Source organism: Alteromonas sp. I10 (assembly GCF_003201515.1).
In the GTDB taxonomy this organism is placed as follows: domain Bacteria; phylum Pseudomonadota; class Gammaproteobacteria; order Enterobacterales; family Alteromonadaceae; genus Alteromonas; species Alteromonas macleodii.
Map to the genome: position 1 here is coordinate 55,067 of NZ_QJJN01000008.1, position 25,343 is coordinate 80,409.

The window sequence follows — 25,343 nt, forward strand, 5'->3', positions numbered from 1 at the left end:
TGCGCGGTTATTCACTTACACTGCTGACGGGGCGTAAAGACGTAGCAATAGCGTTAGCGGTTTGCAAAGGTATTTCTCCCACCACTGTCACCTGGGCTTTGCCGTCTGTCAACGTTAAGAACGTACTCACTTCATTGCGCAGCGCCAGCGTTTCACCTAACGCATCTTCCGCAGGCTGAACATACACAGATACGTCAACCAATCCATCTGAAAAGAGTTTATATTCTACAATTTGCCCTGTTAAGGCCAATCGTCTTGTATCTTGCTTTATTTCTCGCATGCCAGCCGGCAAATAGGTGACATCCCATTTGTGTGCACGATTTGGCGTGTTGCTCAGCGCCATGGGCGCGGGTAACGACGCAGAATTAATTCGTGAGAAATAATCAGCAGGCTCTGGCGATATCGCAAAGGCCGTGACCTGAATCTGCTCTAATAGCGCCCCTTGCAAATCAAGCATGTTCAGTTTGAGCAACATACCAGACGACTCATCCAGCCACAGTTGATAACCAAATCGCGTGTTATCTCGGCTGACTATTCGAATTTGTTGCGCTGAACGTCCTGCCACCCGCGCTCTTCCCACAGCGACGAACTCATAGGCTTCGGCAAGCTGTTCAGGATGATACAATAATACACTTGGTATTGGACCGTTGATATGCTTTGAACGCAAGCTATAGGGTTGTACATCTGGCTCAAATACACTCACCACATCGTTCACACGAATAAGCTCGCGGCCTGGTCCATTTTGAAGATTTAACTGCTCTAATTCAGAACCATCTTCCATTATCCCGTGGCGCCATAAATATGGAACGGTTTCCTTTCCTGCAATAGTTTGCACAAAAGACACTTGGAAATTGGCATTGGTTATAATGTTTTGAAGTTCAGCTAGCCACTGATTGGCCGATTGAGGCGCGCGCGAGCGAGAAGCAGATGCATTTTGCTCGCTTCGACTTTGTTCAAGTTGCTCTTGAATCACGTCTTCTCGCACTGCTTCTTCTTGATCGGCTTCACCTAGTCGAACAGCCCTCGTGTTTGATTCTGAGTTAGCGTCTAATTCAACGTCGCCATCATTCACGTTTTGGACTGGGGCAATAGGAGCTTTCGTTTCTTCGCTCAGCGAAGTAGTTTGGGCAATAGTGGGCTGAATAGCCGCGCCCGAAATGAAAAAAAGTGCAAGGATAGAACTACAGCGCATTTTTTCCTGCCTTAAAACAAACATACCAGCAGTATATGCTGGTATGATTAAAATATGAAATGTATGTCAGTCGCAATTTACTTGCGAAAGCACATTCCAACTAATGTTGACTGGCTGCGATAACTTATGGGCGCTCTGGTCCACTTGTTTCGCTTTCACCCTCTTCCTCTTGCGCTTGCTTAAGCTTTATTTGCTGCTCATGATCAGCAATCAATGCATTAATTTTGCGCTTTTTCTCAAGCATTTCATTCATGTCGTTACGTGGTAACGTTCTGGTTTGTTCCAAACTCACTGGAGACAATCCACCTTGAGGAGCAATCGTTGGCGCTGTCATAAATGGCTCGGTAGGCGCTTCTTGATTAGTGTATTGAACACCAAAGATAACTGCCACTGCCACCGACGCGGCTACTGCAAACTGGCCTGACTGCTTCGCAAAAGGAACAACATTGCCAATCAATGGTATCGACTGCCAGCGCGAGCGTTTAGGTGCGACTATAGCTGGCTCGTTTTCAAGCGCAGCTGCTACGCTTGCGGTGATGTCCAACTGTGGAGCAACACTTGCTTCTTTTCGCATTGCACCGCGATACACATGGTAACGTTGCCATTTGGCCTGAAGCGCTTCATCTTGCTTAATCGCATCGATGATGTCATTGCCTTCTATCTCACCATCCATGAATGCGGACAATTTTTCTTGCTGTTGCGTCATATATTCATTTCCAGATCAAAGTGATCGTTAACTACCCTAACACAGCTGTTAGTCATCGTGGAAAAAAGAAAGTTCATCTTTTTTTGATTTTATTTCTTTTTAATTTTCTAACAACGGTTGAATAACTTTATCAATCGCCTCGCGAGCCCTAAAAATACGGGATCTCACCGTACCCACAGGACACGACATTACGTTCGCGATTTCTTCATAGCTCAACCCTTCAATTTCACGCAGCGTTATCGCCATACGTAAATCGTCCGGCAGCTTCTCAACTACCTTAAACAGGGTTTCTTCAATTTCCTCAGATAACAGGCTTCGCTCGGGTGTAGATTGCTCTTTTAATGCATCACTACCCTCGTAGAAATCTGCTTCGTCAGCATCGACATCGCTTGCAGGCGGCTTGCGACCTTGAGATACAAGATAGTTCTTGGCACTGTTTACCGCAATGCGATAAAGCCAAGTATAAAATGCACTGTCGCCACGAAAATTAGGTAAGGCACGGTATGCTTTGATAAACGCTTCTTGCGTTACATCAGCAACGTCACCGGTATTTTTCACATAGCGAGAAACGAGATGCATCACTTTATGTTGGTAACGAGTTACCAACAAGTTGAACGCATTTTTATCGCCACGCTGTACTTTTTCGACCAGTTGTTGGTCGGTTATCTGCTCGCTCATTCGAGCCATTACTCCCTACTTCAACTACACAATAGCTCTAACAAGCATGTGTATAGACGCGTTCTTTTTACAAAAGTTCTGTAAAAGCATTAAATATTTTAAAAAATGCTTAGGCCAGGGGGCAAGAATGATTGTGTTTTGCTACTCATCCTTTAGACTTGCCGAACCTTTGCTCGTTTGAATTGATATAAAAATACATGAAATCTGTATCGTCTTCACTAACTTCCACATCAAATGCAATAGAACACCGTTGTGACGTATTGATTATTGGGAGTGGCGCGGCAGGATTGAGCTTAGCGCTTAAGCTTGCCGACCATTGTCAGGTTATTGTACTTAGTAAAAGTGACCGCAATGAAGGCTCTACCCGCTATGCACAAGGTGGTATTGCCGCAGTATTCGATGAACAAGACTCCATAGACGCACACGTAAAAGACACGCTTGCTGCAGGTGCTGGGCTTTGCGAAGAGCCAGCCGTAAGATTTACTGCAGAACGAGCAAAGGCGTCACTTGAGTGGCTTATCAGCTACGGTGTACCGTTTGATACAGAAAAAAGTGAATCTGGTGAGGAGCGCTTTCACCTTACTCGTGAGGGCGGACACAGCCACCGGCGAATTCTTCACGCTGCAGATGCCACAGGCGAAGCGCTTCAAATTACATTAAACGACGCGGTATCGACCCATCCAAACATTCACATATTTGAGCGCTATAACGCCATTGATCTCATTCCTTCAAAGGAAGAAAAGAACAGCGTGGTGGGTGCTTATGTTTGGAATAGACAACAAGAGCACGTTGAAGTAATTCGCGCCCCTTTCGTTGCGCTAGCGACTGGCGGTGGTAGTAAGGTATACCAGTATACATCGAACCCCGATGTGTCGAGCGGTGACGGCATTGCCATGGCATGGCGAGCGGGTTGTCGCGTGGCCAATATGGAATTCAATCAATTTCATCCGACTTGCTTATTCCACCCGCAGGCACGTAACTTCTTGATTACAGAAGCGCTGCGCGGCGAAGGCGCAAACCTCTGCCACGCCGACGGTACCCGCTTTATGCACAAATTTGATGAGCGTGGCGATCTTGCGCCGCGCGACGTAGTCGCTCGCGCAATCGACTATGAAATGAAGCGATTGGGCGCTGACTGCATGTACTTGGATATCAGTCATAAGCCTGCTGACTTTATCGTTAAGCACTTCCCTAATATTTATCGAAAGTGCCGCTCGCTTGGTATCGATATAACCCGTGAACCTATCCCAGTCGTGCCCGCTGCGCACTACAGCTGCGGCGGAGTGATAACCGACTTTAATGCCAAAACCGACTTGAATAATGTATACGCAATCGGTGAAGTGGCCTACACAGGTCTGCATGGCGCCAACCGCATGGCATCTAACTCTTTACTTGAGTGTGTGGTTTTTGCCAGCGCTGCAGCGGAAGATATTATTAAAAATCTTCCCAGTGCAGACTGTGAAGAGTCTATTGCGCCTTGGGATGAGAGCCAAGTGTCTAACTCTGACGAAGAAGTCATCATTCAACATAACTGGCACGAACTTAGGCTGTTTATGTGGGATTACGTAGGTATTGTACGCACTGATAAGCGCCTTGAACGGGCCATGCGCCGCATTAAGCTATTAGAGCAAGAGATTACTGAGTATTACTCACACTTCAGGGTAAGTAATAACCTGCTAGAGCTTCGAAACCTTGTTACGGTTGCAGAACTCATTGTGCGATGTGCGATGGAGCGAAAGGAAAGCAGAGGGTTACACTTTAATTTGGACTACCCTGAACAGTTAGACAACCCCGTTCCTACAATACTTATTCCCAGAAAACAGCTGTCAGGCGCTGACGTTGGCTCGCTAATTACTCAAGACAGCTTCGCCGATGCCGACTAGTGCATAAAGTAAGATCTGTATCAGTCTAAAGAAGGCGCTAATGTTAATGCGCTTTTTTTTAATAACTGGACAATACATTCACACAGCATCATTTAGCGCTCAATAAAACACCTCAAACAAAAAGAGAGCATCACAGCATGCTCTCTTTTCACCGTCCACAGTATCATACCAGTCTGTTCCCTTTCAGATTCCCACGCTTTGCTAGGAAACTTGCCAGCGCCTTCTGAGTGAGCAATGATCTATGCAGATTGGTATTAACCTTAGGTTATCTCCCGCTTATCTTTTGCAGATCTACACATGATTAAACGTTAATTCAGGCCTGATTAAACACTAAACTAGCCGATAAGTGCACAAGGCTGTCATTACTATCGGTAACGTCTATTAGCACACTATTATCTGTTTTACAGTGTTGTTGAATATGAATGTCACAGGGCAAAAACACGGGTTTTCTAAAGCGGCAATTTACTTCTTTTACGCTCATAGATTGTCTGAAGTCTTGATGACTTACAAACGCCGACACAGCGCGTGACAATGTCCACATGCCGTGCGCTATAGGCTGTTTAAACCCAAATGCTTTGGCAGATATTGTAGACAAGTGGATTGGGTTATAATCGCCAGAAAGCTTTGCATAGCGGCGACCTGTATTAGCCGAAGCACTAATTTCGCCGATGAGCGCCCTATTCTCTAATTCACAATCGTCATGTAAGTCATTTTTTGCACCAAGTGGAGCTACATGAACGGCTTTCACCTTCACTAAGTAACTACTTATCGCCCTGTAAACCAGGTTCCCTGCCTGCAGCGCCTCTAACATTACATCTACTTCCCAACCTCGGTTATGCGGTCTCACATCGTGAAAGCGCACGCGACATTCAAAGGGTTCGCTTAAATCGCAATGGTCTATTACCGATACTTTGTTAGCGGCGTGGATAAGGCCAAGCAATGGAAATGGGCTTTGTTTGTCCAGCAAACACTGCATTTGCAATGGTAAGGAAAGCATCTGCAAATAAAGTGGATGGACATGCTCATTTGCCGGCCAGTCAACTTCCTGACAAAAAGAAGCGTAGTGCACATTGTCGACATTGAGCGTTTTGGTATAGATGCGCTGAGGCAACGTAGGCGGTTTAAACTGCATAAGCTGCCTGGCGTCAACGCGTTTAAATAACGCTTTGGTATACTCACGAAACATCTTTTTAATTCCTTTAAGGCGTTGCTTTTCGGGCCAAGATAATGGCTCTAGCCAACCGGCGATAGTCTGCTTCGCAGCACTCACCTTTTAAGATCCAAGCGAGATGGCTATGATCTTTTTCAAACCATCTACGTTTTTGGCGCAGCACATTGATACACAGCCCCCAAGTAAAGAGCTGGGAAGAATGATGAATGTTCATTGATGTGCCGTCGACCTGAGCATCAACTAACAAGCTACCTTTTGGCATGCTTTGCAAATCCAGTGGGAGCGTGCTGTCGTCAACAACCCGGATAATACCATCGCTGGTCAAAGAGAGAGCGTATTGAGTAGCAGAAATTTTGTTACTAAACGCGTCATAAAGACGCCAGAAAATAACTAACGTGGTTGCAACAGCAACAAGCGCTATCAATTTTGAGAAGCTCAGCCAAGACCACAAGTATTGAGGAAGGCTGCACAATGCTGCGAAAAGACAAACAGCAACGCATACTTCCCCAAATAACCTTCTAAACCTATTGTGCGTAATGCAAATTCTATACTTTGACACGGTTGACGATAGTCGCCACCATGGCGGCTAGTTCAGGGTCTTCGCACTTCTGGTGTCCCATGATCCATGCAAACAAATCAGGGTCATCACTGGTAAGTAAACGTTCAAATGTTTCTTGATCTTCATAACTTAAAGAATCGAAGGCTTCTTCCACAAAAGGAAGTAAAAGTACGTCTAATTCTAGCATGCCTCTGCGACACGCCCACTTTAATCGCGCTAATCTTTTTGGTTCAAACATATGTCTTTCATACCGTTTTTTATTCGCTAACAATAATACCATGCCCTACGCATGGGGATCACTGCTCTTTTGGTCAGATAGGCAAACTAAATAGAACTTAATCTGCGCACATTCCCATGTATTGCCCTTGAATATTGGTGGTTTTACCATACCTTGAGTACATACAGCGAATTTTACAGTGGTGAATATGACATCTATCGCATCATTACAAAGTCTTCCAAGTGAATTTGTGGTCAAGCTTTCAAATGCCATGATAATTTCTTTGGAAGGAGAACAGGCCGACAGTTACCTACAAGGGCAAATTACGGTCAACATTAATAAGCTAACCGAAAATGCTGCCAGGCATTTCGCCCATTGTGATAATAAAGGCAAAACGTGGTCTACCGGGTACGTAACTCGCCACCAAAACAAATTATTGTTGGTTACCAATGAAGATGCGGGTAGTCATTCATTAGCACAGCTTAATAAGTATGGTGTGTTCTCTAAGGTTGATATTCTCGACGACACACAAACATACAGCGCTTATTTTATTTCGCTTGATGCAGTGAAAACTAACGAAGTAAAGGCAGCGTTAAGCCAGCTTTTCTCCGAAAACGAAGTGGAACGCCTTCTAGAGAGCGATACTCCTGACAATGGCTCTCTTGAAAAGGTCGAGAGCGAACACGGCGTCGCCTATTTTGCCAATACTAGCTGCAAAGGAATTATTGTTCTTTTAGATGATAATGGCGCAAAGCAAATAAATTCGTTAATAGAGGCGCAAACCCTTTCTTGCTATCCCCAAACCGTGTTTGACGCTATACAAATTCAAAGCGTACACGCTTTAGTGCAAGGCGACGCAGTGGCGGAATACGTGCCCCAGATGATTAATGTGCAGGCGCTCAACGGTATCGACTTTGATAAAGGCTGCTATATGGGGCAAGAAGTGGTTGCGCGAACCCGCTTCTTAGGTAAAAACAAACGCGCCGCCTACAGCTTTAAGCTTGAAGGTAACGTAAATATTAAACCTGGCGATGCATTAGAAAAGCAGTTGGGCGAAAATTGGCGTATAGCGGGCAAAATACTCAATGTTGCATCGCTTGATAATGAAACTTGGTTTATTGCAGTGCTCAACAACGATACCACCAGCGAAGATTTACACAGATTGGCTGATAATAACGCCATTACCTGTTACCCTAATACTTTGCCGTACAGTATTGAGCAGAAAGCTAGCAATATTGTGAAAAAACGTCGATAAGCAGTTTTTACTGCATTACATTTATTGCCCTTTATTAAAGGGCCAAGATAGGATTTGTTATGACAATTACTTCTGACAGCGTTGTAACGCTACACTACACCGTATCTACCGAAGACGGCACAACGCTAGACTCTTCAGAAGGGAAATCGCCACTAGTAGTACTACTAGGCCGTCGCTTCTTAATTGAAGGACTAGAAGATGCACTTATTGGTAAATCGAAGGAAGATAGCTTCAACGTTTCAGTAAACCCTGAAAAAGCTTACGGTGAACGTGCTGACGAACTTGTACAAACTGTACCACGCTCAATGTTTGACGGTATGGATGTTGAAGTGGGTATGTCTTTCCGCGCAACTACGCCACAAGGTGAGCAATCGGTCATTATCATTGAAACAACTGACGAAGAGGTTGTTGTTGACGGTAACCACCCTCTTGCCGGTATTCCGCTAACTTTTGACGTAACTGTTGTTGACGTACGAGAAGCAACGAAAGAAGAGCTTGAGCACGGTCATGTGCACCAAGCAGAAAGCAGCTGCTGTGATCCTAAAACAGGTGAATGCTCTGACGATAAACACTAACGTGTGATAATCATCCAAAAAAGGGAGCCAGCGGCTCCCTTTTTTATGCTTGATAAACACCGATTAGTTAAATCGCGTCTTCGTTTTGTTCACCGGTACGAATTCGTACGGCGGTCTCAACGTTGTAAACGAAGATTTTCCCGTCGCCAATTTTGCCTGTCTTAGCTGACGTTTGAATAGCTTCAACCGCTTGCTCAACGCGGTCATCGTCCAATACAAGCTCAATTTTGATCTTGGGTAGGAAGTCAACTTGGTACTCAGCACCGCGATAAAGTTCAGTATGGCCTTTTTGACGACCAAACCCTTTCACTTCTGACACTGTCATCCCTGCGATACCGACTTCAGCTAGCGCTTCCCTAACATCGTCCATTTTGAACGGTTTAATGATAGCTTCAATTTTTTTCATGACTACAACTCATCGTAAATTGTTGGAATTGGCACACGTTTATGCTGTGTACGCTCATAAATATAGAGCAATTTCTCTTCCACTTCCGCAGAAACTGGCTTTCCTTCCAAAAAGTCATCAATTTGGTCGTAAGACATGCCCAATGCTTGCTCATCGGCTTTTTGCGGAGACAGGCTTTCCAAGTCAGCAGTTGGCGCTTTAGTGATGACGTTATGTGGTGCACCCAAATGGGCTGCCACTGCACGTACTTGGCGTTTACTGAGACCAAACAACGGCGCAAGGTCACAGGCACCATCACCATACTTGGTATAAAACCCTGTAATATTTTCAGCCGAATGATCGGTACCTAAAACGAGGCCATCAACCATCCCAGCAATTTCATACTGGATAACCATACGGGTACGTGCTTTAACATTTCCTTTCACAAAGTCTTGTTTCGCTTCATTGTCGGGAAGAAGGTTAGCACTGGCAAGCGCTTGTGAAGTAGACGCATGAATAGCATCTGCGCCAGGTTTTACATTCACTGCAAGAGAATGAGAGGGCTGGATAAAGTCGATAGATTTCTGTGCATCGTCTTCATCGGCTTGGGTATCATAAGGTAAACGAACCGCGATAAATTGGTATTTTTCGTGGTGCTCATCGTTTAATTCATTTACTGCTAATTGAGCTAACCGACCCAATGTGCATGAATCAATGCCGCCACTAATACCCAGTACCAGCGAATTTAAACCAGAAGTAAGTAACTGCTTTTTTATGAACGAGACTCGACGTGCGACTTCGTACTCTACGTCAATTTCAGGCAGCACTTTCATTTCATCAATAACTGCTTGTTTTTGCATCATTATATCCACGTATTTTTGGGGCGTCCTGGAACTTGATTCTACGACAATCTGACCGCAGATGTTAGTGGTATCCGCGCATCTATTTGGATTTACTCTTCTGGTATTGCAGTTGTGCAGCACTTAAGGTCAGCAATTTATTTATTATTAAGTTGAGATTCAAGCACAGCAGAACGACAAGCCATTAAACGTAAGGCGTATGGCCAAATATGCGGTTGCGCGGTAAAACATACCTTTGCCAACTCAAATTAGTTTACCCTAAAATATGAGTAAGTAGCGTAAAATTATGGCGCTACAACATTACATTGGAGAAAGGCGGCGCAAAAGCAAACCCGCCTGTTTCTCTTTATAGCAACGCGTGGAATCGAATACCGTTTATGACAAACACTAGGCTTACAGCACGACTATCCATAATGTCGAGACAGCAAGGATTAACCCTTCTAGAAATGCTTGTTGCCGTCGCTATTCTTGCCATTATTCTCACCACTGTTGCGCCTGGCATTCAAAATATCGTAATCAAAAATAGAATTACCTCTGACTTAAACAATTTAAGTGCAGTGGTTCAACGCGCTCGCTTTTCTGCGGTAGACGAACAAACCAACGTAGTGCTGTGCCCTACGCAAAACTATACAGCCTGCACGTCGAGTTGGCGCAATGCAAAAATGGTGTTTATAGATGCAAATGGAAACGGCGGCCGGGATAACAATGAGGTCTTAATTGTAGCAAGCGATCCACTTAGTAATGCCAATACCATCTCCGGTATAACCGGCAGCCTTATCTTCGACGAGCAAGGCGGAATAGACCGCGCCGCAACCATCACCTTATGTCCCAATAACAACGATGCAAACTATGCATCAGCACTTTTATTATCGCTTTACGGAAGAATATCTGTTGCCGTAGACAGTGATGACAACGGCAAAAAAGAAGACTTAGAAGGTAATGAGTTAAGCTGTAGCTAACCGTTCACTTTTCGTATCGTTAAGTTTCGAGCATTTTCTTACCAACATTCTGTGGGCGTCAGTGCGTCTTCACGTATTTTTATTACTCTACAGCTGTCCGTAGATGCTCTAGATGTCAGTGTAGCACTAATTTCATACATTCCCGTGTCGCTGATGGTTTGTGAGATGCGTACGCTGGCTATTCCAAAGGGTGGCAACGCATCGTGCGTTACGTACTCGCCTGTGAGTAGCCAACTTCGCGACTGAATTGCTTGGGCAGACAGAAGGTACGCTTTGACCTTATTGAGCTGACTTAGTTGTTTGCTAGCGGTAATTGCCGATGTAGTCGCAACGCACAATATGCCTGCTATAGCCGTTGCAACCAGTATTTCTACAAGCGAAAACCCTTCAGTCAGATGATGTTGTATGTACGCTTTATAATTCCCTTCCATGGTACAGCTATCTCTCTAATTGAATTTCAGTACATTGAGATTACCAATATGAATTAAGCAGGGTAACTGGACTTACGCATGGCTTTTCACGCTTACACATCCAACAACAAGCTAAGCATTCCACAACGGAGATTGAATGGGTTTACGCTTTTAGAAATGCTAGTTGTACTGGCAGTAATCAGTCTCCTATCGTTAATTGCTATTCCTTCATTTGATGCATGGAATGAGCGAAATGCCTTTAAACATGCTGCCACCGGAATAGCCTCACTCGCAAAACAGGCGAGAATGAAAGCACTAATAAACAAAAAGAACATGTTCCTGATTGCGCAAATTGAACACAATAGCTGTGTACTCGTGAGCGAAGAAGACTCGTGCTCTTGCGCCACCCGCCCAAGCTGTGCCTTGACTGAGTCGAGTTTCTTGTCACTGCCTTCGCGGTGGAATACAGAATTGAGCACAACCAATAATGAGGACAAGATTGTCGCGTTCAATAAAAACGGTACCCTCAATTTTGCGAGTAATACGACGCTAACGCTTTCAAGCCAGCGCTTCAGGGCAAAGTTAGTTATTAATGCATTAGGGCGAATAAAGCTATGTAGCGTTCAGTCTATTTCTGGAATAGCGCCATGCTAATACATGTAATGCGTCGTGGCGCAATCAAGCCGTATTGTGGATATAGTCTCACCGAACTACTGGTGGCCTGTGGCTTGGCAAGTATAGTGATTTCAGCCGTTGCAACTCAAGCGGCGCGGTCGCACATTGCACACTCGTCAATTCAACACGCTACCAGCGTAGAAGACGACATACGTGCGCTACAAAGTACAATTACACAACACCTAAGCAAAGCGGGTTTTGTTTACTCCCCTAACACCCTATCACCTTTCGGTGCGACCACAATCGAAAATACGGTATTCGAAGTAACCACTGGCCACCGCGCAAATGAACCTGAAAATAGCTGTGTTACCTTTTCTTATGATAAGAACAAGGACGGCGTGGTATCGCAGGCTCAGGGGGAGTTTTTTGGATACCGATTGCACGACAATGCCATCGAGTACCGAGTAGCGGGACATTCCTGTATACAAAGCGGTTGGTACGACTTAACCGATACGCAAACTACCGTTGCCACCAAATTCACGGTTAACCGAAGGCACAGCAGTAGCTGGGGAAGTGCCTATGAAATTGAAATAGAGTTGCACAGTAAAGTTGATCCTACCGTCAAAAGCGCCAGAACGTTCATAGTTGAGGCTGTCAATGCCTACTACTAATTCCGAAATGCAGTGCCCTCAAAGAGGCAACAGAAAAACTGAGTTTAGAACAAGCCATGGAGGGGTTGTACCTACACGCCATACTGCACCGCTTCGTTTTCAGCAAGGCATCGCCGTGTTGGGAATTGTGGCCATATTATTAAGCGCTATTACCTTCTCAGCTATAAGTACATCACAGCAGGTTCAACAATTTTATACGATTGAAAAGACAAAGCGGGATACCGAGAAGGCGCATGTTACACACATGCAGCAAGTCAAAGAAATCGCCACGTTGTTACGAAGTCATTCGGTCTCGCAAACGTTGAATAGGATAGACACATCCAATGCAACGATACTTATTGAGCAGACCGATTTAGTTGGTGAAGAACAGCAGTCTTTGCAACACTTTGACGTGCGGGTTTCCCAAGACGAAAGTAATACGATTTTTACAGCTAAGTTTCTGCGCTATCCGTCACTGTTAAGGCTACCTACTTCAACTCAACAATTATCATGGGACAATCAGCTTACCGAATGGCTGTTTAATCGAAGCATAGAGCACCTGAGTGCGACGTATTTTCCTCAAAGCGTTGCTAAACAGGATTGTGTGAACCTTCCGCCTGCCAGTATTTTCTGGATAGAGGGAGATTGCCAATTGGATAACGAAGATATAGCACACTCAGACGAAAACCAGCCATTAATGCTACTGATAGTGGATGGCGACCTTTCACTTCACGCCGATACGCAATTCCATGGTTTGATAGTTATGCTTTCCACCACGCCATATACGCACACTTTGCATGTTTCACCTGAGGCATCTATAAAAGGCGCTTACGTTTCCAACCACCCCTTGAACACGAATCTTGATGGGCCATTAACACCGTCCACCGCGGTGCTAAAAAACCTTCAATCGCACACTACACTCGCTAAAATTATCCCTATCCCGGGTTCATGGTATAGGAATAACTCAACAAACGATTGAGCTGAATATTAGGTAAACGAAAAACCAGAAATAGAGGATCCTCAAAGATGCCTAAATTGAAAAATACAGGAAGTATTTTAATTGAAGTGTTGCTGGCACTGCTTATTTTAACAAGCACTACCACCTATCTACTTGCCACTCGCATTGATTCTAGGCTTCTCTTTCAAGTGACTTTGGATGAAAACGCTGAGCACAATGCCTCATTGAATTCGGATCGACTCGCTCTAGTTAACGACCCGGTTGACCAACGTTGGGATGACATCGCAATATTTGGTGAACCGTCATTACTGGTAATTTCAGCCCAATAGCACATCAACGCCACGTTTTTTAAGGCATCAAAACGACCTGTGGCATTAATCGCTTAACGAATATCTACCAGTATTAATAATTAGCATGACCAGCAATATTCATCGGACTCAAGGGATCCATTGTTATTTTTATCCCAACCCTTTCTCCCATCACTGAAGTAAAACAACGTGCCATCTGATGCTTGACCTGTGCCGCTGACTGGCGTTGCCCTCAACTCATAAGCTGTTGCGCTGGCCGCTTGTATAGTTAAATTATAACGGCGATTTGCTTGGGGCTCAGAAGACGGAGAATAAGTAGAAAAAACGGCTGGCGCGCCGGTGTTTGCGCCACCACTTGCCGCACCTTCATAACTGAAAGAACCACTGTGATGACGTTCCATTGCAGATGCGAACCCCAACAAGTCAGCCTGCCCTGTGCCGCGGTATCCATCGGCAATAACACCTTGGTAAGAAGGGTATGCAATGGCGGCAATAATGCCCACTATCGCCACAACTATCATAAGCTCAATTAATGAAAATCCGCTCTCTGTTTTTTTATGCTTCACAATTATTCCCTCTCTGTTTCTGAGTGCCAACTACCACGCTGAATTCGCTCGAATCTTCCGTAAATATTTTCAGCTAAACACTCAAATGCGTTAGTACATGCCTCGTCGTTGCCATCTTCATCAACGTCAATCACTGCTGAGACACATTCAGTACCCAAGCAAACCACTGGACTCACAATATCTTCTATAAGAATTTTGGTCTCTGGTGCGATGCCAGTTTGTTTTAATTCTGCTGAGCGGTCAGCGTCGTTAACTTCTCCGTCATTATTTACATCTGTGACGGCGTTGCCATTAAACATGCTGACTAAATAAGCGCGACTATTACCCGTGGGCGGAGCACATGCACTGGTACTACTCACCGCCGGAACATAGGTCGTAAAGAACACCTTGTAATCGATAATTAGCGGAGAAGACAGTACCTTTTCACCGTTAGTGGTTAAATTCAAATACCACCCAGCCTTGTTAGCAAAGTCCTGTGAAGCCAACTCGCGCTCCCCCTCGTCACTACTATTTAAGGCATGACTCGTGGCGTTGTACATTCCACTCTCATAAACCGTTTGCATAAATGTGTAATTCCCATTTACATCACGGTTAAATACGCCGCTGTCTTTAAGCATATAAAAGTTGTCTTCAACTACGGTATCTAGCGGAGATGCACGCCACCCACTGCCAAGGGCTATGCCATAATACAACTCATCGCCTAGCGCTATCTCTGTTACGTCTGGCCCATAGTAGAAATGTCGGTTGGTTTCTGCTGTGTCGCCACCGAAGTCGGCAATGCGCGCGCCTTTTATAAAATTCGTACCTGAATTTCCATTATAGATGTCTAACCTGAATAACTGGCCGCCCATATCGGCCACATACATATGGTCCGCAAACCCATCGTTATCCCTATCAATAACTGAAATTCGCCCTGGAACGCTGTATGTCATATTCGTTAAGTTTAAATCCGCATCTTCATTACTTGCATGCCACAAGAGGCTGCCAGTATCAGCGTCGAACATAAACACAGCATTGCCAACGACATCATTTGCTCGAATAGCACGATCATCTTGTGCGTCATCGTAGCCACCGCCAACAATCATGACATTTTTAACTTGTCCGCCCATGTTCACTTTAGTGATTGTTGGTCTCGACCACGTCTGGCCCAACTTTGCCAGCGTCCCCGCCCCGCCTTCAATTTTGAATTTAAGCGTGGGTGAGGCCTTTTGCGTCACATCAAAGACATAATAATTACGTCCCCCCCTGCGCATACCAACATAAAGGTACTTGTTGTCTCCAACTGTTCTTAGAATCATGTCACCATCTAAGCCATATTTGTGCTCTAGCGATGATGTGTCTTTATAAAAATGATGTAGATTCTGCAGCAATGTTTTAGGCATGATGGCAAAGTTCTCTTCGCCTGTTGAAGTGTCGAATGAATGCAACATTCCTTGGTTGGTGGCGACAAAAATGGCCGAGTCGTCAGTACCGTAGTTAACAATTATAGGCTGAGAGTGAATGGGATCGCCCATTTGAGAGCGATAGTCAGTTGTACTTCCATCGCCGTTACTGTCTTTTACGTCCACGCCTCGAGTCCACTTTAAGATGGCATCTCTTAGTGCATTCGCGTCAGTTTCATCCTGAATGGCAAGGTCAGCATTCGTTATATTCGTATTGTTTTCGTGTAATTCATTGGCACTTCTTACAATGCTGCCCGTATCATTGAACACGTATATATTTCGGTTCCCGCCCAAGCGACTGGCTGCTCCACCTTCACTCACCTCGCTGCCGTCAGCAAGGGTTGACCAATAGCTGTGTGCATTTTCAGCGAAGAATCCCGTAACGCTATCCACCGCATTTAGGCTGTTTTTATCGAGAATTTCATCACCACTTAAGCGATAACGTTTAAGGTTCCCAGGCCAAATCGCCCCCTCGCTCGGCTTAAACAATGCGAAGTATAATTCATCTCTATGGGTTAGACGGTTTAGCTGGTTAACCGCCACACCAGGCGACACAAAGGTTGCATTAATATCTTTTACAGAACGCAAAATAGTATTAAACGCCTCGAGCAAATCCGTACTGTTATCAGCCTGATAGAAACCACCACCACTTTGCAAAGCAAGCTGATTAAGGAAGTTGTTGGCGTTATTGTTCGCCGCAAACCCGATGGTGTGTGTAATAACCCTTGGGCCTATTACTGACGTTGACGCTTCACTGATATTTCTCACTAAATCTAGGCCGCACTTCTCACCGCTACTTCCGGTACAGCTTTTACCAAGTAACGTCTGAATTTTCGAAACACTGTGGTTGTTGTTCGCTTCACCGTCGGACAATAAAACAATGTGGTTGTTCGTTTGGCACTGTAGGTCAGACACTGGCGAAATGTAACTTGCCGGCGTTGGGATCTGCTCAGTGATACAGTCGCTGTCTGACAAGTTGTCTTCCGAGCAGCCCGAAGGCAAAATTGAATCTGCACCTATGTAAGAGCTTCTGTGGCTCACACGAGTACTTCTTCGCACAGAGCTGCTAACGTCACTTTCCCCACGTTTTCGCCCATAATCTACGTCTCTACCGCCATAATAGTTAGCCGCTTCCAACAATGTGTCTACTATAGGGGTTAGACCGTTGGCGCTAAGCTCATCTATTTTACTGATTAAATGTTCACGGACCGTTGCTGAAGCGCCAGGTGTCGCCGAGCCGTTAAACTTCACAATAAGCTTCGGTGCTTTAGATGGCGAGTTGTTATACGTATGCGCACCGCGGTACGACACAAAATCATCAAGAACAAATGCCATATCGTTACCTGACTGCCACCCTGAACGATCAACAATTTGCTTAACAATGTTGCTCACGTCAGGCGTACGGTAGGTATAATTGTTGTAAAAATCAGGCATGGACCAAGTAATACCCGATGTTTTAGGCAAATTTCGTAAGCGGTTACGACGGTCTGGATGAAAATCAGACGCATCATCATCAGCTACGCCCCTAATGCGCATGCTCGGGTTACCATAGGTCACCGTACTGTAAGCAGTAAACTCAAGATACGCTTCTGTTACTACCGCCCCTTGAGGAATGTTCACATTGCGAAATCGAACGCCTATGTAATCATTGTAAGATGGGTGGAAGGTCAGTTCACTGCCGGTATTCGGGTAGCCGTTTACGTTCTCTTCCAAGTTATCTCGTGAACTGGCTACTTGATAAATTGCTTCGCCTTGAACACAGCCCGTAGCGGTAGAGTCATCATAAGTTACCACCAACTGTGGCGCACCACTTTGGCCTACGTCGCTGGCTCTTACCTCACGAGAGCTTGCTGAATCGGTGCTAGAGCCTTCTATTAAAATGTTAAGGTTCTTGCCGCCACACCATGCCGATAAATCGACGACTTCTTGAATGACTGCGCTTATGTCAGGTGTAGTTATCACCTCGCCTGAGGCGGGAAAGCTATTATCGGTTACCCACTCAACGTTAGCCGCGGTCTTCGTTCGCGCACTCAAATTGTTCGAAGACGAAGCAAAGGCTGTACTTGATGCCGATGCTTCAGCTGATATGACAAGGGATGTACCCGCCACATTGAATTTTTCTGAAGTAAACCTAATACTGGCATTAACGATTGTCGCGCCTTGAGGTATGTTTAACTCGGTAAAACGAAGACCAGAGGTTACGGTTTGGGTACCGCTGCTTAATACAAGGTCATTGCTGTCAGTGGTAACGCTACCGTCTATTTCATGTGCGTCGTGATCGTCGTCGTTGGTTGAAATGATAATTTCAGGTCTTACCGCTTCATCTATATTGCGAACCGGATAGAGGATTGGGCCACCGTAATCCGAAAAACGCATCAAACCTGCGTTAATATTGGTCGCCGAACCGAGCGCTTCTTTTAGTGCATTCTGTACGCGCAACATTCGAGTTTGGCTGGTGTTATCGTAAGATCCCATACTTCCCGATGAGTCCATGATAAACAGCACATTCGGGTTATAGGTTACGGCGTTATTTGCGTTGCCTAGGTAAATATCAAGGTCGTCACCAAACGCAGAGAAACCGATACAGCTAAATAGTGTAATTGAGGCAAGGTAAGTCGAGAGTTTCTTCATATTAATACCTATTGAGACGCAGGGCCAAATACAGAGGCAGCCAAGCTGTTCGCCACAACAGAAGATTTACCCGCCACTTTCCCACATCCTCTGATAATGAATACATGGCAATTGACGTTGCTTCCACCAATCACGTTACTCGAGCCTCGACAAGCCTGCTCTCTGATAAACGCAGTGCGCGACCAACTCTTTGACGAGGCCTCACTTTGATACGTGCCATCCACAACATGTCTGTCACCAACAGCAAGGCCGCCTTCAGTCATATATCTGTCAGTCCACTCCCCGTCATCGAAACAGCTCATTGAATCTGCTTCAGGGTCAAACACGTTACCCTGCCGAGCTTCCGAGAGCGGGTCTGTCTTATTCGGGTCGGTAAGTAAAGTTTCATCTTCAGATTCAAAGAAAACGCCCGCGATCGCTGCTTCAGCAGCATCAAAAGCCAAACCACTTTGCTGCATAGACACTGCCATTTTAGACTGAGACAAGCTACTGGTTACCGCGCTTACCCCTAAAACAGTGATTGAAAGCAACACAAGAAGTGCGAATACCATCACTAAGCCTTGTTGTTTCATCGCGAACTCCTGACAAAATTTTTCATATTTCGAAGTGCCAACGTTTTTGAGAACACTTGATAATAATGGGCCGTGTCCATCGTTTTAGATGCTTCGTTTAACAGCGCATATTTCTGAGACTGTGTTTGTCTCACTTCATTTTGATAGCTTTTAAGCATTAGCGCCCAGCGCAGTGACACAACTTGTTGATTAAGCGCCCTTAAATCTTCAATTTCATCTGCGGTTACATACGAAACAGCTTGCCCTTGAGAATTGGTAATGCTGCTTGAAACGCCGAACTGCACTTGGAAACTTTCGACGTTATCGAGCAATGTTACGGTAAGGGGCGACACTGTCTGCACCTTTAGGCCACGAAGTACACGACCATCATATCCTGTGCACTTAAGTGTACTGCCGCTTACAAAGTAGTGATTAACAACGTGAAACTCGAGACCGCCATAACCGTGCTGGTTTCCAGTACAATCTTCGTCACTTAGTAGGCTTACAACCAGCTTATCACTGCCGCCACTAGAGGTTTGTATGCTGCCTAGTGTAGCGTTGGTAGCGAAATCCCCTGCTACAGCGATGGGGTGATTTTCCACATAGGCCGCTTCGGCAACGATATCAACGGATGTATCCACATCCGCGACTATCTGATCATAACGGCCGACTTCATAGAATTCTGCAGAGAGGCGAGCCATGATAAAACGGCCTGACTCTTGTACTTGAGCCACGGCTTGATTGAGCTTATTCGTCACGCTACTACTGACGAGCACTTGAATAATCGCGCCTGATATCACTAACCCCAACGTTAACGTAATCATTAACTCGACAAGGGAGAAACCCTGCTGTGGGCGGTGGCGACGTGCATTCATAATGTAATGTCCTTAAACACACATGCGTTACTGTCACCTTCAGATTCGTTACATCGCGCATTAAGGGTATAGGTCTGATTTCCCGAAGAAGCGACAGGCCACGTCAACAACACTTCTACACGAGAACCTGCACTACAGCTGTAAATATCTGCCGTATTGTTGTCGTCACACGATACCGACACTTTAGTTTGAGGATTGGTTTGTACCGCTGAACACGATAGCGCCCAACCATCGTACTCAGCCATCTGTGCTTCAGTACAAGCCTGGCCTTCGCAATTTGGGATCCCTGCAGGCCTTGCCAGACAGTAACAGTGATAAGGATGAGACGAGCCAGAACAACTTAACGTGGCAAAATTATAGGTATCGCTAGAGAAGTACGCATTGTTGACTACCATGCCGTCTCCCACTGTTGCTGGGCGAGCGGCGGCTCTCAATCGTTCTGCAACTTGTGCTGCCACCATTTCGGCCTGAGTTCGGCTTATTGCGTCTTTATTGGCAAAAGAGCCCGTAAACTGGAGCGCAGCAACACCCAGTAAGCCCACAGCTAATATAAATAAGGTGATTAGGATCTCTATAAGACCTGCACCGCGTTGTGCGCGAATATGACTTCCCTTCACTCGCTTCATTATCACCTTTTCAGCAATCATCTTTTTTTGCCATATACCTAACATTCAAATTGGTGCTATCACCAATGTAGTATAGTAAGACAAAAGCGTATAACACTGGGTATCAATGGTTATTAAAACGTATAATTTTCTGTGACCTGTTCTAGCAAGCAAGTACAAGGCAGACTGTTCAACCATTTTATCTTTAAAGTAACAGGCTCTAAATGGTTAGCGTGCAATAACACCGCTTTACAATGTACGTTTACGGCATAAAAGGTGCTACCTTAAAGCCGAACCGTGTAGCCTGTTCATGTTAAAATACCCAGTTCTAAAGGTATTATTATCCATTCGCAACTTGTTGAATTTCCAGTAGACAAAAGCATAAAAAAACACCGCAACTAAGTGCGGTGTTTTTTTATTTTGATAGTGCGGATAAATTAAACGACCTGTTTAACACGCAGCTCTTTAGGTACTGCAAATTCCACATTTTCTTCGCGTCCAGCACGCTCAGAAGCTGAAACAGCACCCCACGCTTTGAGCTTGTTTACCACACCTTGCACTAACACTTCCGGTGCAGACGCGCCTGCAGTAACGCCAATATGCTCTACACCTTCTAGCCATTCCTCTTGAATGCAATTAGCATCAGCAATCAAATACGCTTTTGCGCCAATTTTTTCAGCCAACTCGCGAAGACGGTTCGAGTTTGAGCTATTCTGTGCCCCAACAACCAGTAAAACCTGACAATCTTGGGCTAGGTCACGCACCGCGTCTTGGCGATTCTGCGTGGCATAGCAAATGTCGTCTTTTCTCGGACCATTGATTTTGGGGAACTTAGCGCGAAGTGCGTCAATAACATCGGCTGTATCATCAACAGACAGCGTAGTTTGGCTGCAATAATAAAGATTGGTCGGATCTTTAACTTCAAGCGTTGCCACATCAGCTTCAGATTCAACTAAATAAATACCGCCATCTTCGTTGCTGTACTGACCCATGGTGCCCTCTACTTCAGGGTGACCAGCATGACCAATCAAGATACATTCAGTACCCGTTTTGCTAGCGCGGGTAACTTCCATATGTACTTTCGTCACTAAGGGGCACGTGGCATCAAAGACCTTTAAACCGCGATTTTCCGCTTCTTTTCTTACCGCTTGCGATACGCCATGGGCAGAAAATATTACTATGCTGTCGTCTGGTACTTCGTGAAGCTCATCAACAAATAGCGCACCACGCTCACGTAGCCCATCTACCACAAATTTATTGTGTACCACTTCGTGGCGTACATAGATGGGCGGCTCGAACATTTCAAGCGCGCGTTCAACGATGGTGATAGCTCTATCAACGCCCGCGCAGAAACCACGAGGGTTAGCTAAATGAATTTGCATAACTAGTTTCCACCTTGTGCTGACACGCCAGGTTTAACATCAATAATTTCAACGTCAAAGATAACCGTTTGCCCTGCTAGCGGGTGATTGAAGTCTACCGTAACAGAGTCTCCAGCAGCACTTCGAATAATCCCCGGAATCTCTGAACCGTCAGGCTGAGCAAACGCTAAAATCATGCCTTCCTCAACTTGCAAATCTGCACCAAAGCGGCTTCTATCCATATAGTGAATATTATTCGGATCAGACTGGCCGAATGCATCTTCAGGGCCTAATTTAAATGACTTTTTGTCACCTTTTTTAAGCCCAAGTAAACACGCTTCAAAATTCGGCGTAAGGCTACCGTCACCCATCACCATTTTGGCAGGTTTGTTGTTTACACGAGTACTGTCAGCGGCAGAGCCATCTTCTAGCTTTAAATCAAAGTGAAGAATAACTTCGTTATCAGCACCAATTATCAATGAGTCTGTCATAACCTTTCCGAATACTACTTAATGGTTTCGCTATTGTCCGCGGCACTGGCTCGCGCGTCTGCACCGTTCCCTTCACTTTTTTTGTCGCCATTTTTAAACATGTCGATAATAAGTAAAGCTGCGCCTATAAATATTGCGCTGTCAGCAATGTTAAACGCTGGCCAGTGGTAATTGTTTACGTAAAAATCTAAGAAGTCGATGACATAACCATGGACTAAACGGTCGTAAACGTTACCTAGTGCACCACCTAGAATAAAGGCAAACGCAACGGGCAGCATTTTTTGCGAACGGGGTGACTGCTTCAGCCACCACAAAATCACTACACTTACCACGACAGCAATGGCAGTGAAGAACCAGCGCTGCCAACCACCTGCATTCTCTAAAAAACTAAATGCGGCGCCGTAATTATGTACGTAAGTAAAGTTAAAAAACGGCAATACCTGTATCGACTGATACAACGACATACTGTCGATAACCGTGTACTTACTCCATTGGTCGAGGATAAACGCAATTGCGCTTATCCACAAAAAACGCAAGCCTGTTTCGCGAAAAAGCTTAAGCATAGTGGCGTTCTTCTCCATCACCGTCAATGTTTGTCACACAGCGACCACAAAGCTCTTCGTGACCTTCATGTGAGCCCACATCTTCACGGTGATGCCAGCAGCGAACACACTTTTCACCGCTTGCTTTATTAACGCTCAACCATAAACCTTCTACGTCTGTGGCTTTCGCATCAGACGGTGCACCGTCAACTTTAGTTAGCGTAACGCCCGAAGTAATAAGTACGAAGCGTAGCTCGTCTTCAAGTTTTGCGAGTACGTTGTACAACGACTCGGTAGCATAAAGCGAAATACTCGCTTCTAGTGAGCCACCTAGCTCGCCATCTTTACGCGCCTGTTCCATCGCCTGGTTTGCGGCATCTTTTACGCTTAACACTTGATGCCATAGGGCATCGTTAAACGTATCGCTTTGCGTGAAGTTGTTAAACCCTTCGTACCAGGTTTCAGTAAATACAAACTCGCTGCGCTCACCTGGTAACGTTTCCCAGATTTCTTGTGCAGTAAAGCTGGTAATCGGCGCCATCCAGCGAACCAATGCTTCAATGATATGATACATGGCCGTTTGGCATGAACGACGGGCTAGCCCATCTGCTTTAGCTGTGTACTGGCGGTCTTTAATCACGTCTAAATAGAATGAGCCCAGCTCAATTGAGCAGAAGTGCGTAAGCTTCTGTGACACTACCAGCAAGTCGTAGTTGTCATACGCTTCGATAAGCTCTTCTTGAAGTGACTTAGCACGAGCAACAATCCAGCGGTCAAGCGCGACCATATCTTCTTCTGCAACCGCATCTTCAACCGAGAAACCGTTCAGGTTCGCTAGCAAGAAGCGTGCAGTGTTACGTACGCGGCGATAGCCATCTGCTGCACGCTTTAAAATTTCATCCGATACCGCAATCTCGCCGCGATAATCAGTAGACGCTACCCATAGACGAAGGATGTCTGCGCCTAATTTGTTAGTCACTTCCTGAGGTGCCACAACGTTACCTACCGACTTCGACATTTTTCTGCCGTGGGCATCTACCGTAAAGCCGTGTGTTAGCACTTCTTTATAAGGCGCGTGACCGTGCATGGCAGTTGATGACATAAGCGAAGACATAAACCAACCGCGGTGTTGGTCAGAACCTTCAAGATATAAATCGGCAGAGGCCGGAATGTCATCGCGACGGTCTACAACAAAGTAATGCGTCACGCCTGAGTCAAACCAAACGTCTAGGGTATCGGTCACTTTTTCATAGTTGTCTAATTCGCTACCAAGCAGGGCTGCATCGTCGAGATCCCACCACGCTTGAATGCCTTTCGCTTCAACTTCCAGTGCCACCTTTTCCATTAACGCCGCAGAATCTGGGTGGATTTCACCGGTAAGTTTGTGCACATACAAAGGAATAGGCACGCCCCACGTACGTTGACGAGAGATACACCAATCTGGACGACCTTCAACCATTTTCTCAATGCGGTTTTGGCCCCAGTCTGGGATCCATTTGGTTTGCTTAATTTGTTCAAGTGATTCAGCGCGAAGGCCTTTTTTATCCATGCTTACAAACCACTGAGGCGTAGCGCGGAAGATGATTGGCGTTTTGTGGCGCCAGCAATGCGGGTAGCTGTGCTCGTATTTTACGTTTAGGACAAGGTTACCCTTCTCTTTAACCGTTTCTATAATTTCATCGTTGGCCTTAAATACAAACTGACCTGCAAACAGCGGTGTGTTTTCAAGGTACACGCCATTGTTGCCTACCGGATTGTACACTTCGATATCGTATTGCTTGCCCACGTTAAAGTCGTCAACACCATGGGCTGGCGCTGTGTGTACACAACCTGTACCAGACTCAGTCGTAACGTGGTCGCCTAGAATTAACGGTACTTCAAGGTCTAAGAATGGGTGATTAACGTTAAGCTTATCAAGCGCGGCACCAGTACAGGTTGCCACTTCGCGGAAATCTTCAACGCCGTAACGGTTCATGCAGCTTTCAAGCAGGTCCTGCGCTACCACTAGCCATTCATTTGAAGGCTGAACTTCAACAATCGCATAAGTAAGCTCTGGGTGTAAGCTGATTGCACGGTTGGCTGGCAGTGTCCACGGTGTGGTAGTCCAAATAACTACACCTGCTTTGTGTGTGGTTAAATCACCTTCAGACACACCAAACGCTTCTGCAATTGCAGCCACATCAGCTACTGGGAACTTAACGTCGATAGCAGGTGATACTTTGTCTTTGTATTCAACTTCTGCTTCAGCAAGTGCTGAACCACAATCTGTACACCAATGAACAGGTTTGAAGCCCTTTTCTAAGTGACCAGAGTCTACAATTTTACTTAATGCACGAATGATGTCGGCTTCAGATTTGAAGTCCATGGTTTTGTATGGGTTATCCCATTCACCAAACACACCTAAGCGTTTAAAGTCAGCCATTTGGCCGTCAATTTGCTTTTGTGCGTATTCGCGACACTTCTGGCGAAATTCAGCCGCAGTAACTTTCTTACCTGGCTTACCAACTTTCTTTTCTACCATCAATTCAATTGGCAAACCGTGACAGTCCCATCCAGGAACGTACGGAGAATCGAAGTCAGAAAGGTTTTTCGACTTTACAATAATGTCTTTGAGAATTTTGTTAACCGCGTGACCAATGTGAATATCGCCATTTGCATAAGGAGGGCCATCGTGAAGAATAAATGGCTTTTTGCCTTTTTTCGCTTCACGAATTTTGCTGTATACCCCTTTTTCCTGCCAGTCTTTAAGCATTTTCGGCTCGCGCTGAGCAAGGTTACCGCGCATAGGAAACGCAGTTTCTGGAAGGTTCAGTGTGGCTTTGTAATCACTCATAAAATTGTATTATCCGGTTACCTTAATTTTCACCCAATGCACTAACACATTGTGAAGGCGATATT

Annotated in this window: 26 protein-coding genes; 8 read left to right on the plus strand and 18 right to left on the minus strand. The window is 45.4% G+C overall.

The genetic code is table 11. The features are described from left to right. Positions 1-7 precede the first annotated feature (7 nt). The 3 genes from BZA03_RS15155 to rpoE all read right to left on the minus strand — a co-directional run bounded on the left by BZA03_RS15155 (position 8) and on the right by rpoE (position 2,576). The gene (locus tag BZA03_RS15155) at positions 8-1,192 is read right to left on the minus strand and encodes a MucB/RseB C-terminal domain-containing protein (RefSeq protein WP_110289208.1); all 1,185 of its coding nucleotides are present in this window, start codon (positions 1,190-1,192) and stop codon (positions 8-10) included. A gap of 124 nt (positions 1,193-1,316) precedes the next feature. Further along, positions 1,317-1,898 carry a sigma-E factor negative regulatory protein gene (locus BZA03_RS15160; protein ID WP_110289209.1) on the minus strand — a complete coding sequence of 194 codons (582 nt, stop codon included), beginning with the start codon at positions 1,896-1,898 and terminating at the stop codon, positions 1,317-1,319. 99 nt (positions 1,899-1,997) lie between these two features. Next, positions 1,998-2,576 (minus strand): RNA polymerase sigma factor RpoE, encoded by a 579-nt coding sequence (gene rpoE, locus BZA03_RS15165; RefSeq protein ID WP_012518957.1) that lies wholly within the window; start codon positions 2,574-2,576, stop codon positions 1,998-2,000. 197 nt (positions 2,577-2,773) lie between these two features. Here rpoE and nadB point away from each other — a divergent pair, with 197 nt between their 5' ends. Continuing rightward, the gene (gene nadB, locus BZA03_RS15170; protein WP_110289210.1) at positions 2,774-4,459 is read left to right on the plus strand and encodes an L-aspartate oxidase; all 1,686 of its coding nucleotides are present in this window, start codon (positions 2,774-2,776) and stop codon (positions 4,457-4,459) included. Positions 4,460-4,772: 313 nt separating this feature from the next. On the opposite strand, the gene BZA03_RS15175 is transcribed toward nadB, so the two are convergent. From BZA03_RS15175 to BZA03_RS15185, 3 genes are all read right to left on the minus strand, one after another. After that, on the minus strand, positions 4,773-5,645 hold the full coding sequence (locus BZA03_RS15175) for a MaoC/PaaZ C-terminal domain-containing protein (RefSeq protein ID WP_110289211.1): 873 nt from the start codon (positions 5,643-5,645) through the stop codon (positions 4,773-4,775). A 13-nt stretch (positions 5,646-5,658) separates the two neighbouring features. Continuing rightward, entirely contained in the window at positions 5,659-6,054 is a 396-nt protein-coding gene (locus BZA03_RS15180) for a hypothetical protein (RefSeq protein ID WP_014950111.1), read from the minus strand. A 121-nt stretch (positions 6,055-6,175) separates the two neighbouring features. Next, positions 6,176-6,427: a succinate dehydrogenase assembly factor 2 gene (locus BZA03_RS15185; RefSeq protein ID WP_014950112.1), complete on the minus strand. Its 252-nt coding sequence runs from the start codon at positions 6,425-6,427 to the stop codon at positions 6,176-6,178. A 187-nt stretch (positions 6,428-6,614) separates the two neighbouring features. On the opposite strand from BZA03_RS15185, the gene BZA03_RS15190 reads away from it, so the two are divergent. Both BZA03_RS15190 and BZA03_RS15195 read left to right on the plus strand, forming a co-directional pair. Beyond that, the gene (locus BZA03_RS15190) at positions 6,615-7,661 is read left to right on the plus strand and encodes a folate-binding protein YgfZ (protein ID WP_110289212.1); all 1,047 of its coding nucleotides are present in this window, start codon (positions 6,615-6,617) and stop codon (positions 7,659-7,661) included. A 59-nt stretch (positions 7,662-7,720) separates the two neighbouring features. After that, entirely contained in the window at positions 7,721-8,236 is a 516-nt protein-coding gene (locus tag BZA03_RS15195) for a peptidylprolyl isomerase (RefSeq protein WP_014979789.1), read from the plus strand. 67 nt (positions 8,237-8,303) lie between these two features. On the opposite strand, the gene BZA03_RS15200 is transcribed toward BZA03_RS15195, so the two are convergent. Both BZA03_RS15200 and nadE read right to left on the minus strand, forming a co-directional pair. Beyond that, positions 8,304-8,642 carry a P-II family nitrogen regulator gene (locus BZA03_RS15200; RefSeq protein ID WP_014950115.1) on the minus strand — a complete coding sequence of 113 codons (339 nt, stop codon included), beginning with the start codon at positions 8,640-8,642 and terminating at the stop codon, positions 8,304-8,306. 2 nt (positions 8,643-8,644) lie between these two features. Next, on the minus strand, positions 8,645-9,481 hold the full coding sequence (nadE, locus tag BZA03_RS15205) for an ammonia-dependent NAD(+) synthetase (RefSeq protein WP_014950116.1): 837 nt from the start codon (positions 9,479-9,481) through the stop codon (positions 8,645-8,647). A gap of 413 nt (positions 9,482-9,894) precedes the next feature. Here nadE and BZA03_RS15210 point away from each other — a divergent pair, with 413 nt between their 5' ends. Beyond that, positions 9,895-10,440 carry a GspH/FimT family pseudopilin gene (locus BZA03_RS15210; protein WP_039228301.1) on the plus strand — a complete coding sequence of 182 codons (546 nt, stop codon included), beginning with the start codon at positions 9,895-9,897 and terminating at the stop codon, positions 10,438-10,440. 38 nt (positions 10,441-10,478) lie between these two features. Here the strand turns inward: BZA03_RS15210 and BZA03_RS15215 are convergent, their stop codons facing one another. Next, positions 10,479-10,871 (minus strand): type IV pilin protein, encoded by a 393-nt coding sequence (locus BZA03_RS15215; RefSeq protein ID WP_110289213.1) that lies wholly within the window; start codon positions 10,869-10,871, stop codon positions 10,479-10,481. Positions 10,872-10,949: 78 nt separating this feature from the next. Here BZA03_RS15215 and BZA03_RS15220 point away from each other — a divergent pair, with 78 nt between their 5' ends. From BZA03_RS15220 to BZA03_RS15235, 4 genes are read left to right on the plus strand one after another with little or no spacing between them, the layout of a single operon-like run. Continuing rightward, complete coding sequence (locus BZA03_RS15220; RefSeq protein ID WP_110289214.1) at positions 10,950-11,504, plus strand: prepilin-type N-terminal cleavage/methylation domain-containing protein; 555 nt, start codon at positions 10,950-10,952, stop codon at positions 11,502-11,504. Continuing rightward, entirely contained in the window at positions 11,498-12,136 is a 639-nt protein-coding gene (locus BZA03_RS15225) for a potassium:proton antiporter (RefSeq protein ID WP_110289215.1), read from the plus strand. Before BZA03_RS15220 ends, BZA03_RS15225 begins: the two co-directional genes overlap by 7 nt. After that, positions 12,123-13,094 (plus strand): hypothetical protein, encoded by a 972-nt coding sequence (locus BZA03_RS15230; RefSeq protein WP_110289216.1) that lies wholly within the window; start codon positions 12,123-12,125, stop codon positions 13,092-13,094. The genes BZA03_RS15225 and BZA03_RS15230 overlap by 14 nt, the downstream gene beginning before the upstream one ends. 47 nt (positions 13,095-13,141) lie before the next feature. After that, complete coding sequence (locus BZA03_RS15235; protein ID WP_110289217.1) at positions 13,142-13,402, plus strand: hypothetical protein; 261 nt, start codon at positions 13,142-13,144, stop codon at positions 13,400-13,402. 80 nt (positions 13,403-13,482) lie between these two features. Here the strand turns inward: BZA03_RS15235 and BZA03_RS15240 are convergent, their stop codons facing one another. The 9 genes from BZA03_RS15240 to ileS form a co-directional block, all read right to left on the minus strand. Continuing rightward, positions 13,483-13,947, minus strand: coding sequence for a type IV pilin protein (locus BZA03_RS15240; protein WP_014950123.1), 465 nt, complete (start codon positions 13,945-13,947; stop codon positions 13,483-13,485). Positions 13,948-13,949: 2 nt separating this feature from the next. After that, positions 13,950-18,020 (minus strand): PilC/PilY family type IV pilus protein, encoded by a 4,071-nt coding sequence (locus tag BZA03_RS15245; RefSeq protein WP_110289218.1) that lies wholly within the window; start codon positions 18,018-18,020, stop codon positions 13,950-13,952. Positions 18,021-18,028: 8 nt separating this feature from the next. Continuing rightward, positions 18,029-18,592 carry a PilX N-terminal domain-containing pilus assembly protein gene (locus tag BZA03_RS15250; RefSeq protein ID WP_014950125.1) on the minus strand — a complete coding sequence of 188 codons (564 nt, stop codon included), beginning with the start codon at positions 18,590-18,592 and terminating at the stop codon, positions 18,029-18,031. Next, positions 18,589-19,446, minus strand: a complete 858-nt coding sequence (locus BZA03_RS15255; RefSeq protein WP_014950126.1) for a PilW family protein — start codon at positions 19,444-19,446, stop codon at positions 18,589-18,591. Before BZA03_RS15255 ends, BZA03_RS15250 begins: the two co-directional genes overlap by 4 nt. Then, positions 19,443-20,093, minus strand: coding sequence for a pilus assembly protein PilV (locus tag BZA03_RS15260; protein WP_080590400.1), 651 nt, complete (start codon positions 20,091-20,093; stop codon positions 19,443-19,445). Before BZA03_RS15260 ends, BZA03_RS15255 begins: the two co-directional genes overlap by 4 nt. 395 nt (positions 20,094-20,488) lie before the next feature. After that, positions 20,489-21,433: a 4-hydroxy-3-methylbut-2-enyl diphosphate reductase gene (gene ispH / locus BZA03_RS15265; RefSeq protein ID WP_014977011.1), complete on the minus strand. Its 945-nt coding sequence runs from the start codon at positions 21,431-21,433 to the stop codon at positions 20,489-20,491. 2 nt (positions 21,434-21,435) lie between these two features. Further along, positions 21,436-21,903 carry an FKBP-type peptidyl-prolyl cis-trans isomerase gene (gene fkpB / locus BZA03_RS15270; RefSeq protein WP_014950129.1) on the minus strand — a complete coding sequence of 156 codons (468 nt, stop codon included), beginning with the start codon at positions 21,901-21,903 and terminating at the stop codon, positions 21,436-21,438. Positions 21,904-21,917: 14 nt separating this feature from the next. After that, positions 21,918-22,466, minus strand: coding sequence for a signal peptidase II (lspA, locus tag BZA03_RS15275; RefSeq protein ID WP_014977012.1), 549 nt, complete (start codon positions 22,464-22,466; stop codon positions 21,918-21,920). Then, the gene (ileS, locus tag BZA03_RS15280) at positions 22,459-25,278 is read right to left on the minus strand and encodes an isoleucine--tRNA ligase (RefSeq protein WP_110289219.1); all 2,820 of its coding nucleotides are present in this window, start codon (positions 25,276-25,278) and stop codon (positions 22,459-22,461) included. Before ileS ends, lspA begins: the two co-directional genes overlap by 8 nt. Between the last annotated feature and the right edge of the window lie 65 nt (positions 25,279-25,343).

Bases quoted from the DNA above. Each gene is read 5' to 3' on its own strand.
- nadE (WP_014950116.1), bottom strand. From the start codon at position 9,481: ATGCAAAAACAAGCAGTTATTGATGAAATGAAAGTGCTGCCTGAAATT.
- BZA03_RS15185 (WP_014950112.1), bottom strand. From the start codon at position 6,427: ATGTTTGAACCAAAAAGATTAGCGCGATTAAAGTGGGCGTGTCGCAGA.
- BZA03_RS15225 (WP_110289215.1), top strand. From the start codon at position 11,498: ATGCTAATACATGTAATGCGTCGTGGCGCAATCAAGCCGTATTGTGGA.
- ispH (WP_014977011.1), bottom strand. From the start codon at position 21,433: ATGCAAATTCATTTAGCTAACCCTCGTGGTTTCTGCGCGGGCGTTGAT.
- ileS (WP_110289219.1), bottom strand. From the start codon at position 25,278: ATGAGTGATTACAAAGCCACACTGAACCTTCCAGAAACTGCGTTTCCT.
- BZA03_RS15190 (WP_110289212.1), top strand. From the start codon at position 6,615: ATGACATCTATCGCATCATTACAAAGTCTTCCAAGTGAATTTGTGGTC.
- BZA03_RS15230 (WP_110289216.1), top strand. From the start codon at position 12,123: ATGCCTACTACTAATTCCGAAATGCAGTGCCCTCAAAGAGGCAACAGA.
- rpoE (WP_012518957.1), bottom strand. From the start codon at position 2,576: ATGAGCGAGCAGATAACCGACCAACAACTGGTCGAAAAAGTACAGCGT.
- BZA03_RS15200 (WP_014950115.1), bottom strand. From the start codon at position 8,642: ATGAAAAAAATTGAAGCTATCATTAAACCGTTCAAAATGGACGATGTT.
- BZA03_RS15260 (WP_080590400.1), bottom strand. From the start codon at position 20,093: ATGATTGCTGAAAAGGTGATAATGAAGCGAGTGAAGGGAAGTCATATT.
- BZA03_RS15255 (WP_014950126.1), bottom strand. From the start codon at position 19,446: ATGAATGCACGTCGCCACCGCCCACAGCAGGGTTTCTCCCTTGTCGAG.
- BZA03_RS15160 (WP_110289209.1), bottom strand. From the start codon at position 1,898: ATGACGCAACAGCAAGAAAAATTGTCCGCATTCATGGATGGTGAGATA.
- nadB (WP_110289210.1), top strand. From the start codon at position 2,774: ATGAAATCTGTATCGTCTTCACTAACTTCCACATCAAATGCAATAGAA.
- BZA03_RS15235 (WP_110289217.1), top strand. From the start codon at position 13,142: ATGCCTAAATTGAAAAATACAGGAAGTATTTTAATTGAAGTGTTGCTG.
- BZA03_RS15175 (WP_110289211.1), bottom strand. From the start codon at position 5,645: ATGTTTCGTGAGTATACCAAAGCGTTATTTAAACGCGTTGACGCCAGG.
- BZA03_RS15155 (WP_110289208.1), bottom strand. From the start codon at position 1,192: ATGCGCTGTAGTTCTATCCTTGCACTTTTTTTCATTTCGGGCGCGGCT.
- BZA03_RS15250 (WP_014950125.1), bottom strand. From the start codon at position 18,592: ATGAAACAACAAGGCTTAGTGATGGTATTCGCACTTCTTGTGTTGCTT.
- BZA03_RS15210 (WP_039228301.1), top strand. From the start codon at position 9,895: ATGTCGAGACAGCAAGGATTAACCCTTCTAGAAATGCTTGTTGCCGTC.
- BZA03_RS15220 (WP_110289214.1), top strand. From the start codon at position 10,950: ATGGCTTTTCACGCTTACACATCCAACAACAAGCTAAGCATTCCACAA.
- BZA03_RS15215 (WP_110289213.1), bottom strand. From the start codon at position 10,871: ATGGAAGGGAATTATAAAGCGTACATACAACATCATCTGACTGAAGGG.
- fkpB (WP_014950129.1), bottom strand. From the start codon at position 21,903: ATGACAGACTCATTGATAATTGGTGCTGATAACGAAGTTATTCTTCAC.
- BZA03_RS15245 (WP_110289218.1), bottom strand. From the start codon at position 18,020: ATGAAGAAACTCTCGACTTACCTTGCCTCAATTACACTATTTAGCTGT.
- lspA (WP_014977012.1), bottom strand. From the start codon at position 22,466: ATGCTTAAGCTTTTTCGCGAAACAGGCTTGCGTTTTTTGTGGATAAGC.
- BZA03_RS15195 (WP_014979789.1), top strand. From the start codon at position 7,721: ATGACAATTACTTCTGACAGCGTTGTAACGCTACACTACACCGTATCT.